The following is a 14,518-nucleotide window of genomic DNA, read 5'->3' as shown; positions in this document are numbered from 1 at the left end:
GGATTTATCTGGTGACACATTTCAAAATGACTGAAAATATTCAACCGAACATTACCCCATCTGGCACCGGCAGAATAGCTTTGCCTGCAATGGAGCCCGGACATGTCTGGTTGGTGGGCGCTGGGCCCGGCGATCCGGGTTTGCTAACGCTTCATGCGGTCAATGCCTTAGGTCAGGCGGATGTGATTGTCTATGATGCTCTGGTCGATGAATCGTGTCTTTCGCTGAGAAATGCCACGGCGACACTCGAATATGCCGGAAAACGCGGCGGCAAACCTTCACCGAAACAGCGTGATATTTCGTTGCGACTGGTTGAACTTGCCAAAGAGGGCAAGAAGGTTTTGCGCCTCAAGGGTGGGGATCCATTTGTCTTCGGGCGCGGAGCCGAAGAAGCGCTGACGCTCGTTGAACATGGCGTTCCATTTCGCATTGTTCCGGGCATTACGGCGGGCATAGGTGGTCTTGCCTATGCAGGCATTGCTGCCACGCATCGCGATGTCAACCAATCCGTCACCTTTCTGACAGGGCATGACGCAACCGGATTGGTGCCTGACCGCATTAATTGGGAGGGCATTGCACAGTCTTCTCCGGTTATTGTGATGTATATGGCGATGAAGCATATCGATCTTATCACATCGCGGCTGATGGCTGCCGGGCGCTCACCCGATGAGCCGGTAGCCTTTGTTTGTAATGCCAGCTTGCCGGAACAGGTGGTTCTGGAGACAACATTGGCACGCGCCGTTTCAGATGTGGAGGCGGCTGGCCTCAATCCGCCTGCAATCGTCGTTGTGGGTGAGGTTGTACGGTTGCGCTCTGGCCTCGATTGGCTGGGTGCCGAGGGTGGACGGCAGCTCATAAGTGATCCGCTACATCTCAATCAGAAAGAGCGTGGAGTGCAAAGCGCATGAATGGCTTTATGATTGCAGCCCCGGCATCGGGATCTGGTAAAACAACTATCACGCTTGGTCTGCTGCGGGCGCTCAAGCGTCGTGGTGTAACACTTGCTCCAGTCAAGGCAGGGCCGGATTACATCGATCCCGCTTATCATAAGGCTGCGAGCGGGGCAGAATGCTTCAACCTCGATCCATGGGGCATGCGGCCTGAACTTATCAGCGCGCTTTCTTCGCGTATGACCGAAGGCGGTAAACTGCTTGTTGCCGAAGGCATGATGGGTCTGTTCGACGGGGCCATGAATGGCAAAGGCTCGTCGGCTGATCTTGCAAAGGTGCTTGATCTGCCGGTGGTGCTGGTCGTGGATTGTGCAAAGCAGTCGCAGTCTATTGCAGCGCTCGTTTCTGGATTTAGCCAGTTTCGCAAGGATGTGTTGATAGCCGGTATTGTACTGAACCGTGTGGGCAGTGCGCGTCATGAAATGATGCTGCGCGAAGCATTGAAGCCGCTCGGCATTACCGTTCTGGGTGCGATCCCACGCGACGAGGAACTCGTCTTGCCCGAGCGTCATCTGGGGCTTGTGCAGGCCGGTGAACATGCTGATCTGGAAAGGTTTCTCGATCACGCAGCCGATGTTTTAGAAGAGCGGTTCGATTTTGCAGCACTTGCGCATATCTGGTCGGGGCCGAAGCGTCATACGGCGATGGCCAATGTGCCGCGTCTCAAGCCATTGGGTGACCGCATTGCGGTGGCGCGTGATGACGCGTTTGCTTTTGCCTATACGCATCTTTTTGAAGGCTGGCGCAGGCGTGGGGCTGAGATTTCGTTCTTCTCGCCGCTGGCCGATGAAGCACCGGATGAAAATGCCGATGCGATTTATCTGCCCGGTGGGTATCCCGAACTTTTTGCGGGCAAACTGGCTTTTGCCAAAAAATTCCAGTTGGGCATGAAGGCTGCTGCATCAAAGGGTATTGTCATCTATGGCGAATGCGGTGGCTATATGGTGCTTGGTGAAGCGCTGGAAGATGCGGAGGGCATAAACCACCCGATGCTGGGGCTTCTGCCGCTTGAGACAAGCTTTGCCAAAAGAAAGCTTCATCTTGGCTATCGGTCGCTCACGCCACTTGCTGGTGTGCCATGGCAAATGCTGCTCAAGGCACATGAATTTCACTATGCGACGATTGTGCGTGAAGGGGATGCCGAACGACTTTTCAAAGTACGCGATGCAATGGGCGAAGAGTGCGGTGAAGCCGGCCTGCGTGTTGGCTCTGTTTCCGGCTCATTCATGCATGTGATTGATTTCAGCGGAGAAGATGCGTGAACACGCATATTGAACATGGTGGTGCGCTGGATCGTGCTATGGCCCGATTTGGCGGGAAGGCGGAAGAGTGGCTCGACCTTTCAACGGGCATCAATCCTGAACACTTTCCTCTGCCGGATTTCACGCCAGCACTTTGGAACCGATTACCCGATGAGGGGCTTCTGAAGCGGGTTCTTGTCTCAGCACGGCGATATTACAACGTTGCCGATGATGCCTCTATTGTGGCCGCACCCGGAACCCAGTCGCTTATTCAGCTTATCCCGACGCTGGCCAAACCTTCTACCGTCGCTATTTTAAGCCCAACCTATCAGGAACATGCTGCATCTTTTGCGAGCGCGGGCTGGAACGTGGTCGAATGTGCGACGCTTGAAGATATTCCGCAAGATGCGCGCGTTGTCACAATCGTTAATCCGAACAATCCGGATGGGCGAATTATCGCGCGTCCTGATCTGCTTGAGTTGGCGATGACACTTGGCGAGCGTGGCGGTTTTCTCGTTGTTGATGAAGCCTTTGCTGATCCGCATGTCGAGGTGAGTGTTGCGGCCCAGGCTGCCACAGCACCGATGATTGTGCTGAAGTCTTTTGGCAAGTTTTTTGGTCTTGCAGGCGTCCGTCTTGGTTTCCTGCTTGCAAGCACGGAAATCGTGGAGGAAGTAACTAAGCGTCTTGGCCCATGGGCCGTGTCTGGACCTGCCTTGGCGATAGCCGAACATGCCTTTGAAGATGATACGGAATTACAAAGGTTTCGTGAAAGCATCGATTGGCGGCGGGCGGAACTCGCAACGGTTCTGACGCGATGCGGCTTGCGGGAAGTGGGTGGCACGGCACTCTTCACTTTGGTCGCGCACCGCGATTCTCATGCGATATATGATGCGCTTTGTGAAAAACACATTCTGGTGCGAAAATTCGCCTATGCGCCGCAATGGCTGCGCATTGGACTTGCTGCCGATCAAGCGGCCTTTGCGCGTCTTGAGCAGGCGTTGCGTGATATTCTGCGCTTGAAAGATTGATTCAGGGAAATCTGGCAAGGCTATGGAAATAAAGCTGATTGTTCTTTCATTAGCGCTTGTTCTGGATCGCGTCGTTGGCGACCCACCATTGCTTTGGCAAAGATTTCCGCACCCGGTCGTACTGTTTGGAAAAGCAATCAGCTGGGGTGAAAAGCGTTTCAACAACAATGAGCTTTCGGTTCAAACGCTGCGCCGCAATGGCATGTGGCTCACCATCGGACTGGTCGCCCTTTGCGTATTTATCGGACTGGCTATCGAAAATCTTCTACCGTTCCTCGGCTCGGCTGGCGCGCTGATTGAGATCGTCATCGTCGCGGTCTTTCTGGCACAAAAGAGCCTCGCCGATCACGTGAAGGCGGTGGCGAATGGTCTGCGTGAAGAGGGGGTTGAAGGTGGCCGCAAAGCAGTTTCGATGATTGTTGGGCGCAACCCCGAACAGCTTGACGAAGGCGGAGTCAGTCGGGCGGCAGTTGAAAGCCTCGCTGAAAATGCGTCGGATGGCATTGTTGCGCCTGCGTTTTGGTTCCTCATCGGCGGATTGCCGGGCCTGTTTGCCTATAAGCTCATCAATACCGCCGATTCGATGATAGGTCACCTGAATGAACGCTATCGTCATTTTGGACGGTTCGCAGCGCGCCTTGATGACGTGGTGAACTATATTCCCGCGCGCCTGACCGGGTTGCTGGCTGCTCTGGCTGCTGCTTTCACTCATAATAAGGAGACGGGAAAGCGTGCATTTGCTGTGATGTGGCGCGATGCGCGTCTGCATCGTTCGCCCAATGCCGGCTGGCCGGAATCGGCGTTTGCTGGCGCACTTGGACTGGCACTTGCCGGTCCCCGCCAATATGGAACAGAGAAGGTCGAAGGACCTATGCTTAACAGCGACGGCAAGCGCGATGTGAATGCCGAAGATATTGACGCAGCAATTCAATTATTCTGGACATTGATGAGCCTGATGACAGGGATATTGATCGTCGCGAGCCTGATAGGGCTTATCAGTCAGCCGATATAAACTGCGTTCCATCAAAGCGTTGCAGACGATTTGGATTGTCTGTGCGCGTACCATTGCCATCGAATTTGAGCGTACCAAGCGATGTCTCGAAAGAATTGTCGCGCAGAATATCGATCAAAGGCTGTTTCTGATCCGTCGCCTGTCTGATAGCCGCTTCCGCCAGTTCAATCGTGGCAAATCCGATGACTGAGTAGGCCTCTGGCAATTTTCCGGCCTGATTGATTGCATCAACGGCAGGCTTTGCAGTTGAAAGATCCTGTGGCTTTAACGGCGCGATCATCAGCGTGTCTGCGCTTAATGGCTGTGTGCCCGGCGCTGCATTCAAAACGCTGCCACCTGCGATCACCAGCGGATATTTGAGTGTCGCAGCACTCGCGCCAATTGCCGCGATATCATCGCGCTCTCCACCGACATAGACATGTGTTGCGCCTGCACGGCGCAGGCGGGCAACAAGCGCATTCTGGTTTTCTAGGCCCGGTCGATAAGTATCGGTGAAGACCGGCCGAAGTTGCTGTTCTTTGAGGTTGGCCAAAACATGCGATGCGCGCTCACGGCCCTCAATCGTACCGTCGTCAATGACAGCGAAGGGCTGGGAACGCCAGAGACTGCCCAAAAAGCTACCCGTAGCGAGTGTTTCTTTATCAAGGCCGGTTGTAAGACGAAACACAGGGAGCGGGGTGGCAGAACGCTTTTCTGTCAGCGTCGGGTCACTGACGCCCGAAGTAATGACCGGAATATTGCGCTGGTTCAATAAAGGCAGAGCAGCTTCCAGTGCTTCGGAACATAGAAAGCCTGTAGCTATCTGTACATTGCCAGCGATGAAGCTTTCTGCAGCTGCTTTGCCCCCTTCGGCATTGCAGCGATCGTCCGCGACGATAAGTTCAGCGTTCTTCGCGGTTGCCGCCACGAGTGCACCATCGATAAGCTGATTGCCGAGTGGGACAAATCCACCGCTCAAAGGTGCTGCAATTCCTATACGTATTCCGGTTGGGTTTTCCTGCGCTATGGTCGGCAGGCAAAGCATCGTGAAAACCGACAGTGCGGCGACAAATATCTTCGTGATGTTGTGCACGCGTAATTCCGGGCAGAGAGCCGCTTTATGTCGTCCCGGCAATGGCACTGGTTTGATCACGCGATTTATCTTCATCAAACATTTCATGGCTAATTGAACGAAAAGTGGGTAGCGGTTTCCTCGCCTTTGTGCAATGCCCGTATATGTATACAGGTAAACAGATATTGGTCTGTGGAAGCCTGTCAGACAATACGGATGCTTGCTGACGTGCAAACAGATAAAAACATCACCTCAAATACTGTGCCGGTAGAACCGAAGACTTATCGTGATGCGATGAGCCATTATGCGGGTGCGGTACAGGTTGTAACCACAGCCGGTTCTGCTGGAAGACGTGGACTTACTCTCACAGCTTCTTGCTCGGTCTCGGATAATCCTCCGACTCTGCTGATCTGCTTGCAGAAAATGCATGAGGATAACCTGCTTTTCATCAAGAATGCGGTTTTTGCGGTCAATACGCTGGCAGGATCACACCAGCAGCTTGCGGATGCCTTTTCGGGCCGTATCGGCCTTACACAGGATGAGCGCTTTGAACTCGCCGCGTGGGACGTGCTTGCGACAGGTGCGCCGACGCTGAGAGGCGCGTTGGCGGTTTTCGATTGTCGGGTTGTCAGTGTGCAGGATCATTCCACACACCACGTTTTGTTTGGTGAAGTGGTGGGATTGCGCTCCAATGCAGATGAAGAGGCACTGATCTATCTCAATCGTCGTTATCATACGCTTGAGCTTTGAATGTGCTTTTGGGAGGGGTGATGCACAAACGGATTGGATTAATTGCAGGACTTTTGCTGACATTCGGCAGTTCAGCCCTCGCACAAGGGCCACTTCTACCTTTCAAAGACAGTTATTTTGCCTATCCGGGTGTTTTGAGCAGCGCTGACAATGGCGATTATAAAGTCATTGATTACAATGAAATGCGTGACATCAATGGCCGCGATGCTGTGCCCGAAAAGCGCGTTAAAGACGCCTATGTTTCGCTGAAAGCGCGTGCTTACCAGAAAGATGTCGTCTTTCAGACAGCAGCAGGACCAGTAAAGGCCATGGCTGCTGGAAAGCAGCAAGGGGCGGCTTTTATCGTCATCTATCTGCATGGGCGCGGTGGTAACCGCCTGCAGGGCATGAATGATTTTACTTTCGGCGGCAATTTTAATCGCGTGAAGAATTTAGCCGCGCTCAATGGCGGGCTTTATCTGACCCCGGACTTCAAGGATTTTGCGACGACAGGTGAAGCGCAGATTGCGGGACTTATTGAAGCTGCGAAGGCAACGTCGCCATCGGCCCCGCTCGTCCTTGCTTGTGGGTCGCAGGGTGGTGCTCTCTGCTGGCGTATTGCTTCGAATGAGAAGGCGGCCAATCAGCTTGCAGGTCTGATCTTGTTGGGATCATTATGGGATAGTGATTTTTTCAAATCACCTGCGTTCAAGAAACGCGTGCCGGTATTTTTCGGGCATGGCAGTCGTGATCCGGTTTTCGCAATTGACAAGCAGGAAGCCTTTTATCGCGACATACGCAAGAATGTTCCCGGATATCCTGTTCAGTTCCGACGCTTCGAAAGCGGTAATCATGGAACGCCGATACGGATGAGTGACTGGCGGGAGATGCTGAACTGGATATTCACGAAGCAATGATGATGCTTTTGTGGATGTGAATCGAAAAACTGGCAATGTGGCCTTCCTGCCACTCGACAATCCGTCAAAAGCGAATAGTTATCTCAGTTAAAATTTTACCTAATCAGCAGATCGTAAGAGGTTGATCATGTACGGACGCACCCGCATCGGAGCCCGTTTTTTTGTCATTGCCATGCTGGCTCCATTGGCTGCCGCTTGTACGACAACCACGCAAAATGCGACGGTTCCCGGCAAGTCCGAGGCACCGGTCACTGCGTCGACCATATCGCTGCCACGTTTCGTTCCGACCGCAACGGTTGATTCTTCGCTGGCCCAGCCTTGCATTACCGCTGCTGCCAACAAGTATTTCTTGCCTGAACGTGTCATCAGCGCGGTTAACTCCCGTCCGGGCGCTGGCGGCGGTACAGATGTTGATCTGAAGGTCGATCTGCGCACAGCAGTTTGTCAGGTTTCTGCAAACGGCTCGGTTCGCTCAGTTATCGATACTTCGCCAAAGAGCGCAGATCAGGTCGCTGCTGAAGCTGCTGCTGCTCAGGCCGCATCGGCTGCGCCAGCTGCACCGAAGAAGTCGAAGAAGAAGTGATTCAATAAAACTTCATAACATACGAAAAAGGCAGGGATTTTCCTGCCTTTTTCGTTTCTGTTCATTTGTCCGGTTTTTCGCCATACCATCGCGGCGTATAGACCCATTCTCCGCCCTCCGCTCGCGGAAAACGAACAGTATGGGACGAGCCAACAATTACTACAGTTCGCATGTCTACATCATCGGGCGTGAGTTGCGACAGTGAAAGAACGCGGGTTGTTTCCGCAGGCCTGCCAATATCGCGGCTAAGCACGACGGGTGTTTCAGCATCACGATATTGCCGGAGAATTTCCAGTGCACGGCCGAGCTGATGCGGGCGAGCTTTGGAAATAGGATTGTAGAAAGCCATGGCCAGATCGGCTTGTGCTGCCAGCGCCAGACGTTTCTCGATCACATTCCACGGCTTGAGATTGTCGGAAAGCGAGATGATGCAGAAATCGTGCCCAAGGGGGGCGCCGATGCGGGAAGCCGCAGCCATCGCCGCCGAAATGCCGGGCTGGATGACCAGCTCAACACCATGCCATGCTGGATTGGATGATTCATGCAGTGCTTCGACAACCGCTGCTGCCATGGCAAATACACCCGGATCGCCTGACGATACCATCACCACATCACGGCCTGAAGCCGCGAGTTCAAATGCATGGCGTGCGCGCTGCATTTCCTCGCGATTGTCGGTCATGTGGATGATCTGGTCGTCCCGGAACGGGCCAGCCATGCGCACATAGGTTTCATAACCAAGCACATCTTCGGCCTGTTCCAGATCGCGCTGGACAGCGGGTGTCATCAGGTCTCGCGCGCCGGGGCCAAGGCCAACCACAGTCAGCTTGCCACGCTTGCGCCCGATGAAGAGAACATCGGCCGGTGAAGGTGCGACAGCCAGTGTCAGTTTTTCGTCCCTGATGCACTGAACAGGGTTTTCGACAGAGGCCATCGCAAGATCGGCATTGCCTGTCACAAAGCGCATTGGTGTTTTGAGTGCCTGTGCTACCTGATGAATATGCAGTGACTCGCAATCTCTTTCGTGAGCGAGAAGCAAGGCGAGGGAATCTCTGGACAGGCCAGCATGATCAAGTGCTTGCCCGATCAGGCTTGTCAGGTCTTCTGTCGGCTTTTCGATTGCAATAGCAATTGTTCGGGGATGATAGACCAGCTCATTTGCCTGCGGCGCGCGCGTTTCAGGCGTGATGCTGATTGTGAGTTGCCCATTATCAGAGAACGGTAATTTTGATGTTGTGAGCCAGCGAGACTGCCCATTGAGGCATAGAGTTTTTCCAGCCAGCAGATCGGACATGAAGGTCTTGACGGATTCAGGATTGGCGAGAGTCAATTCTGCGGGCGGGTGTAACAGATTGATACCAAAGCGGAGCTCGCCCGTCGTGGTGATTGCAGGGGCTACTGCGAGCGCGTGAGCGATTGTTCGCGCCACATCATTGACGCCAGAAAGGCCACCAAGCAACGGCACGACAGCACTGCCGTCTTCTGCAACGGCCAGAACCGGCGGCTCTATCCGTTTGTTTTGCAGAAGGGATGCAAGCGCGCGGATAACGATGCCAGCGGCGCACAATGCGATGATTGGACGGCCTTCCTCGTAAAGCATACGTATCGTGTCGCCGAAATGCGTGAAACGCTTGTCCGCACAGGTAACGCGACTTTCCAGCCCGAGAACTTCCGCATTTCCAAGCGCAGACTGTATTTTGCGCGCGGTAGAAATTGCAGCTTCACCTAGAACGACAATGGCCGCTTTCATGCGCCGTTCCACTTGCTGCCCGGAACGAGAATGATCGAGAAATAAGGGCAATCGCTGCCGCTGACTTCCGCCAAGGGCGCAATGCGCTGGTTCTGCATAGTTGCGCGCTCGATATAGAGCGCGCGATCCATCAGCCCAAGCTCAGTCAGGACGTTGCGAACCTTGTCGAGATTTTTGCCGAGTTTCATGATGGCTGCGGCCTCGGTGCCAGCAAGACGTTTTTTGAGTTCTTCCGCGCTCATGACTCCGGAGAGGATCGAAAGCGTCTGATTGCGATAGACGAGCGGTGCACCAAGTACGGCGGCGGCACCCAAGACCGAGCAAACACCGGGCACGACTTCCGTTTCGTATTTTTCGGCCAGTCGGTCGTGAATATACATGAACGAGCCGTAGAAGAACGGATCGCCCTCGGCAATCACCGCCACGTCACGACCCGCATCGAGATGGCTTGCGATTGTGGTCGTGATCTCGCTGTAGAAATCGCTGACTATCTGCTCGTAATCCATATGAGCGGGCAGTTTCTCTGTCGTCACCGGATAGATAAGTGGAACCAAAGTCTGTTCTGAAGACAGATAGGTTTCGACAATCGTCAGTGCGTTGCCCTTTTTGCCCTTGGCTGCGTGGTAGGCGACCACAGGGGCAGATTTGAGCAGTCGAAGCGCTTTGAGCGTGATGAGTTCAGGATCGCCGGGACCGACGCCCAGACCATAAAGCTTACCTTTTTGCGCCATTATTCGCGCTCCGAAGCAAGTGCATTGACGGCAGCTGCGGTCATGGCGCTGCCACCACGACGTCCGCGCACGATGACGAAAGGGACACCACGGCTGTTTTCAGCCAGTTCGTCTTTGGATTCGGCAGCGCCCACAAAGCCGACCGGCATGCCGATGATAAGCGCAGGTTTCGGCGCGCCATTGTCGAGCATTTCAAACAGGCGGAAGAGGGAGGTCGGTGCATTGCCGATTGCAACTATGCTGCCTTCAAGATGTGGAAGCCAGAGATCAAGTGCGGCTGCAGAGCGCGTGTTGCCGATCCTCGCTGCCAGTTCCGGCACGGATGGATCGTTCAGTGTGCAGATGACTTCATTATTGGCTGGCAGACGCGACCGGGTGATGCCTTCTGCGACCATGCGTGCATCGCAGAGGATTGGCGCGCCTCTGAGAAGAGCATCTCGCCCGGCGTGCCCTGCGTCACTCGAAAAGACGAGGTCTTCAACAATGTCAACCATACCGGATGCGTGGGCAACGCGTACGGCAAGCTTTTCGAGATCGGCGGGAATGCGGCTCAGATCGGCCTCAGAACGGATGATGGCGAAGGAGCGGTCGTAAATGGCCTGTCCATCGCGGATATACTCTGTCATGGCGTCCGCTCTACCTGTTGTTTAATGCGCATCTTACCCGAAAACTGTTTCGCACTGTTCGGGATACACTCTTATAGATTCCGGGCGTTCAAAATAAACGCAGCCTCGTCAATAGTGACGTTTGAGGCCAATAGCTGCCCGAAACGCGATGGTCCAGCACTGTCTTGCGAAAAGAGATCATAATGACCATGCGAACGCGCCAAAAGCGTATGTGGCAGAGGAGAAAGCGCTGCGCAGGATTTGGCGCAACCCGTAACATGGACCTGTTTGTTGCCGGCAATCAGCAAATCTGCGAGATGTTGAGCGTCGGTCAAAGTGTCCGCAAGGGCGGAAGCACAGCCGGTTGAACCGGAACATGCCCGAAGGCGTGCTTGTGGGGCTTCTGGTGACGTTGCCAATCCCAGTTCGTTCAATCTGGCTGAGGCCCGGTTGCAGTCTGCTTGCCCGATGTTTGGCAGGAGAATGCCTTGCCATGGTGTGAGGCGAATTTCGCCGCCATTCACGCTCTCCGCAAGCCGGGCCAGCTTATGCAATTGTTCCGTCTGCAATCTTCCGAGAAGTGGCATTGCGCCTACATAAAATCGTCCGTCATTCTGCAAGTGTGTCCCGAGCCATGAGAAGGGTTTTGTCGGCTTTCGTTCCCAAATCGGTGCGGGAGAGAACTCAAAAGGCAGCTCTCGCAAGAATTGATCCTGCGGCAAGGTTTCTAAAAGGTGCTTCATCCGTGCCACGCCTGCTCCGGCGCGGCTTTGAAACAGATCAAGCAGGGCTTTGATCAACGAGAGCGCTTGCGTTTGTTTGATCATGCCGACAGGCTGGGTATCCGGCGACGACGCCAGGCCGAACACGTAATGTGTGCCATCATCCATTGCCGAGAGCCAGATATCGCCCGAATGTGAAATCATCGCGCAATTTTCGCCGCCATCAATCTGGAAAGAAAATTTTGGCGATAGCGCGTGATATTTTTCAGTGCCTTCAAGCATTGTCAGCAACGAAGTCGCAAGGCCGGAGGTATCGGCAAGCTGTGACTGATCGACTGATGCGGTGGGGCTTACCATCACATTGCGAATGTCATCGGCAGACGGATTGTCTGCACCAAAACCAGCATCATAGAGCGCTGTAATTGCTTTAGCCCAATTGGCGGGCGCGATGCCGCGTATTTGTACGTTTGAGCGAATCGAAAGTTCGATCGTGCAGTTTCCAAACTCTTGAGCAATTTCGGCCAAAACACGTGCTTTGGAAGCACTGATCCTTCCCAAGGGAAGCTTGATGCGGGCAATTGCCCCATCTTTTGCCATGACCATGCGTGACAAGCCGGGGCAGGCATTGCGCCGGTCGGGTCTGCTCGCGTCGGTTTGGCTGCTTTGCTGGCTCAACATATTGGCCTTATACGCCTTCGTGCTTGCACTTACTACTGTGCCGCCATACGAACGGGAAAAAGGAGCAACGCTTATGAGCTGCTGGCTGACAGTTATCGGTATTGGTGAAGATGGATTGGCGGGCCTTGGTAAAAATGCCCGCAACGCGCTCGTCAATGCGGACGTCATTTTCGGCGGCAAGCGTCATCTGGCTTTTCTCGATGATGAGGCCAAAGCCGAGCGAGTTTCATGGCCATCTCCGTTCGACAATTCGTTTCCGATGATCGAGGCGCAGCGCGGCAGGCAGGTTGTGGTTCTGGCAAGCGGCGATCCGATGTTTTTTGGCATGGGCGCATCTCTGAGCCGTCATTTCTCGTCACAAGATATGCAGATCATCCCGTTTCCATCCTCAATTTCGCTGGCGGCGAGCCGTATGGCATGGGCATTGCAAGAGGTGCGTACGGTCAGCGTGCATGGGCGTCCGTTAGAATTGCTGGCACCACATGTTCTGCCGGGAGAGAAAATTCTTGTGCTCAGCAATGATGGCACAACACCTGCAAAAGCCGCCAAGCTTCTGAAGGGCAAAGGGTTCGGTCAAAGCCGCCTGACCGTGCTTGAACATTTGGGCGGGCCAAAGGAAAAGTGCATCAGCGGTCGGGCGGAAGACTGGTCACAGGAGAACTGCGCCGATCTCAATGTTCTGGCAATTGAATGCATCGCTGCGTCAGATTCTGTTGTTTTCTCACCCGTCAGCGGATTGCGCGATGCAGCTTTTGAAAATGACGGTCAGCTGACCAAACGCGATATTCGTGCCGTGACGCTCTCGCGGTTGCAGCCCCTTCCGAGGCAACTTCTCTGGGATGTCGGCGCAGGTTGCGGTTCTATCGGCATAGAATGGATGCGTGTGCATCCATCGTGCCGCGCCATTTCTATTGAGGCCGATGAAAATCGGCAAGGCATGATTGAGCGCAATGCGCGCGCGCTGGGCGTGCCCGGCTTACAGCTGATAAAAGGCGAAGCGCCCGGAGCCCTAAATGGCCTTGAAGCGCCTGACACGATTTTCATCGGTGGCGGTGTTACGGATGAAGGTGTGATCGAGGCCTGCTGGGCGGCGCTGAAGCCCGGCGGCCGACTTATTGCCAATGCGGTGACATTGCAGAGCGAAATGCAGCTTTTCAACTGGCGACAACAGCATGAGGGGGAGCTTACGCGGCTGCAGGTCGCACAAGCAGGCGCTCTTGGTTCTTTTGATGCATGGCGCCAGGCTTTACCCGTCACAATTTATTGCGGCATCAAACCGCGCTGATCGAGAAAAGATGACTTGAATTGTCATCTTACATTCAGATAAAGCTTGTTCACCGTTTAAATATAGGAGAGCAGGCATGTCTGATCTGGGCCTGAACGCCAATACCCGTATTGCACTCAATAATCCTGATCGCATCGTTAATCAGTTGCTGGATCATTTTGTTGAACATGCTGATGTGCAACGGCAGGAGAGCAGCGCAAAGCTGATTTTGAGTTTTGGTCAGGCAGATGTGCAGTGGGACGATGAGATCGTCAGCGTTGACGTAAAGAGCGGTGATGAAACCGGTCTCGCCTATATGAAATATTCCATCGCCGAACATGTGCTCGAGTTTCTCGATAAGGGAAGCCCGAAGCCAAAGATCATCTGGGAAGGTGACGGTGCCGCTGGTTTGCCGCTGCCTTATTTCCGTGAAATGCAGGTCGTTGCCGTCAGCAATGTAACGCCGCATATGCGTCGCGTACGCTTAAAGGGTAACGAGCTTGTTCGCTTCGCCCATACAGGTCTGCATATTCGTCTGCTGTTTCCGCCAAAGGGCCTCGCTGAACCGCAATGGCCCGTATCGGGCGAAGATGGTCGCCCTGTCTGGCCAGATGGTGATGCCAAGCTTGCGACACGTGTTTATACGATCCGCCAGATCGATCCCAAGGCAGGTTGGGTAGATATCGACATGGTTGTTCATGGCGATGACTGCAATGCCCCGGGTTCCGGCTGGGCGATCAGCGCCAAGCCCGGCGATATTGTCGGTATGACAGGCCCCGGCGGCGGTGATGCTGCTGATGATGCGAATTGGTATCTGCTGGCTGGTGATGAGACCGCTCTTCCGGCGATTGGCCGTATTCTGGAGCGTCTTCCGGAAGGTGCCAAGGCGGTCGTCCGTGTCGAGATCGACAGTGAGGCGGAAGAACAGGCCATTCAGTCCCGCGCCGATGTGGACCTGCAATGGCTGCATCGCAAGGGAGCCGAAGCAGGCACAACGACGCTTCTGCAGGATGCGGTCCGCGCCGTGGAGCTACCAGAAGGCGAAGAGAGCATCTATGTTTGGGTGGGGTGCGAGTTCAACGCGTTCCGTTCGATCCGCACCTATATGCGCAAAGAACGAAATATCCCGAAGGACAAGCAATTGATTGTCGCTTATTGGCGGCGCGGTCAGGATGGCGACAATGCGCGCCGCGGCTCGGATGATTAGAGCGTGTCCCGAAAAGTGTGAAACGGTTTTCGGACAAGATGTGCGTTAAA

The 14,518-nt window shown here is 54.3% G+C and carries 14 protein-coding genes; 9 read left to right on the top strand and 5 right to left on the bottom strand.

From position 1 onward, the window contains the following. Positions 1-26 precede the first annotated feature (26 nt). Genes cobA through cbiB form a run of 4 tightly spaced genes read left to right on the top strand, consistent with a single transcriptional unit; the run spans position 27 to position 4,234 of the window. Positions 27-908, top strand: a complete 882-nt coding sequence (gene cobA / locus C9380_RS07655) for a uroporphyrinogen-III C-methyltransferase (RefSeq protein ID WP_128093317.1) — start codon at positions 27-29, stop codon at positions 906-908. Next, positions 905-2,212 (top strand): cobyrinic acid a,c-diamide synthase CobB, encoded by a 1,308-nt coding sequence (locus C9380_RS07650; RefSeq protein WP_128093316.1) that lies wholly within the window; start codon positions 905-907, stop codon positions 2,210-2,212. Before cobA ends, C9380_RS07650 begins: the two co-directional genes overlap by 4 nt. After that, on the top strand, positions 2,209-3,222 hold the full coding sequence (gene cobD / locus C9380_RS07645; RefSeq protein ID WP_024898934.1) for a threonine-phosphate decarboxylase CobD: 1,014 nt from the start codon (positions 2,209-2,211) through the stop codon (positions 3,220-3,222). The genes C9380_RS07650 and cobD overlap by 4 nt, the downstream gene beginning before the upstream one ends. Before the next feature lie 22 nt (positions 3,223-3,244). Next, positions 3,245-4,234: an adenosylcobinamide-phosphate synthase CbiB gene (gene cbiB / locus C9380_RS07640; RefSeq protein WP_128093315.1), complete on the top strand. Its 990-nt coding sequence runs from the start codon at positions 3,245-3,247 to the stop codon at positions 4,232-4,234. Here cbiB and C9380_RS07635 read toward each other — a convergent pair. Beyond that, positions 4,218-5,258 (bottom strand): branched-chain amino acid ABC transporter substrate-binding protein, encoded by a 1,041-nt coding sequence (locus C9380_RS07635; RefSeq protein ID WP_247877573.1) that lies wholly within the window; start codon positions 5,256-5,258, stop codon positions 4,218-4,220. The two genes, cbiB and C9380_RS07635, sit on opposite strands and share 17 nt — an antisense overlap. A 255-nt stretch (positions 5,259-5,513) precedes the next feature. Here C9380_RS07635 and C9380_RS07630 point away from each other — a divergent pair, with 255 nt between their 5' ends. The 3 genes from C9380_RS07630 (at position 5,514) to C9380_RS07620 (ending at position 7,514) form a co-directional block, all read left to right on the top strand. Then, positions 5,514-6,035 (top strand): flavin reductase, encoded by a 522-nt coding sequence (locus C9380_RS07630; RefSeq protein WP_024898937.1) that lies wholly within the window; start codon positions 5,514-5,516, stop codon positions 6,033-6,035. 20 nt (positions 6,036-6,055) lie between these two features. Next, positions 6,056-6,931, top strand: coding sequence for an alpha/beta hydrolase (locus tag C9380_RS07625; RefSeq protein ID WP_128093313.1), 876 nt, complete (start codon positions 6,056-6,058; stop codon positions 6,929-6,931). A 127-nt stretch (positions 6,932-7,058) separates the two neighbouring features. Then, the gene (locus tag C9380_RS07620) at positions 7,059-7,514 is read left to right on the top strand and encodes a hypothetical protein (protein ID WP_128093312.1); all 456 of its coding nucleotides are present in this window, start codon (positions 7,059-7,061) and stop codon (positions 7,512-7,514) included. Between the two features lie 61 nt (positions 7,515-7,575). Here the strand turns inward: C9380_RS07620 and cobJ are convergent, their stop codons facing one another. The 4 genes from cobJ to cobG form a co-directional block, all read right to left on the bottom strand. Beyond that, positions 7,576-9,261 carry a precorrin-3B C(17)-methyltransferase gene (cobJ, locus tag C9380_RS07615; protein WP_128093311.1) on the bottom strand — a complete coding sequence of 562 codons (1,686 nt, stop codon included), beginning with the start codon at positions 9,259-9,261 and terminating at the stop codon, positions 7,576-7,578. Next, positions 9,258-9,992 carry a precorrin-2 C(20)-methyltransferase gene (locus tag C9380_RS07610; RefSeq protein WP_128093310.1) on the bottom strand — a complete coding sequence of 245 codons (735 nt, stop codon included), beginning with the start codon at positions 9,990-9,992 and terminating at the stop codon, positions 9,258-9,260. The genes cobJ and C9380_RS07610 overlap by 4 nt, the downstream gene beginning before the upstream one ends. Then, positions 9,992-10,618 (bottom strand): precorrin-8X methylmutase, encoded by a 627-nt coding sequence (locus tag C9380_RS07605; protein WP_128093309.1) that lies wholly within the window; start codon positions 10,616-10,618, stop codon positions 9,992-9,994. The genes C9380_RS07610 and C9380_RS07605 overlap by 1 nt, the downstream gene beginning before the upstream one ends. Positions 10,619-10,689: 71 nt before the next feature. Continuing rightward, complete coding sequence (cobG, locus tag C9380_RS07600) at positions 10,690-11,997, bottom strand: precorrin-3B synthase (RefSeq protein ID WP_128093308.1); 1,308 nt, start codon at positions 11,995-11,997, stop codon at positions 10,690-10,692. 73 nt (positions 11,998-12,070) lie between these two features. On the opposite strand from cobG, the gene cbiE reads away from it, so the two are divergent. Both cbiE and C9380_RS07590 read left to right on the top strand, forming a co-directional pair. Further along, on the top strand, positions 12,071-13,282 hold the full coding sequence (cbiE, locus tag C9380_RS07595; protein ID WP_128093307.1) for a precorrin-6y C5,15-methyltransferase (decarboxylating) subunit CbiE: 1,212 nt from the start codon (positions 12,071-12,073) through the stop codon (positions 13,280-13,282). Between the two features lie 76 nt (positions 13,283-13,358). Continuing rightward, positions 13,359-14,468 carry a siderophore-interacting protein gene (locus C9380_RS07590; protein WP_128093306.1) on the top strand — a complete coding sequence of 370 codons (1,110 nt, stop codon included), beginning with the start codon at positions 13,359-13,361 and terminating at the stop codon, positions 14,466-14,468. Positions 14,469-14,518: the final 50 nt, after the last annotated feature.

The sequence above is a fragment of the Brucella pituitosa genome, from assembly GCF_003049685.1.
Classification (GTDB): domain Bacteria; phylum Pseudomonadota; class Alphaproteobacteria; order Rhizobiales; family Rhizobiaceae; genus Brucella; species Brucella pituitosa.
The sequence above is the reverse complement of the archived record's forward strand: the minus strand, read 5'-3'. Positions and strand labels throughout refer to the sequence as shown.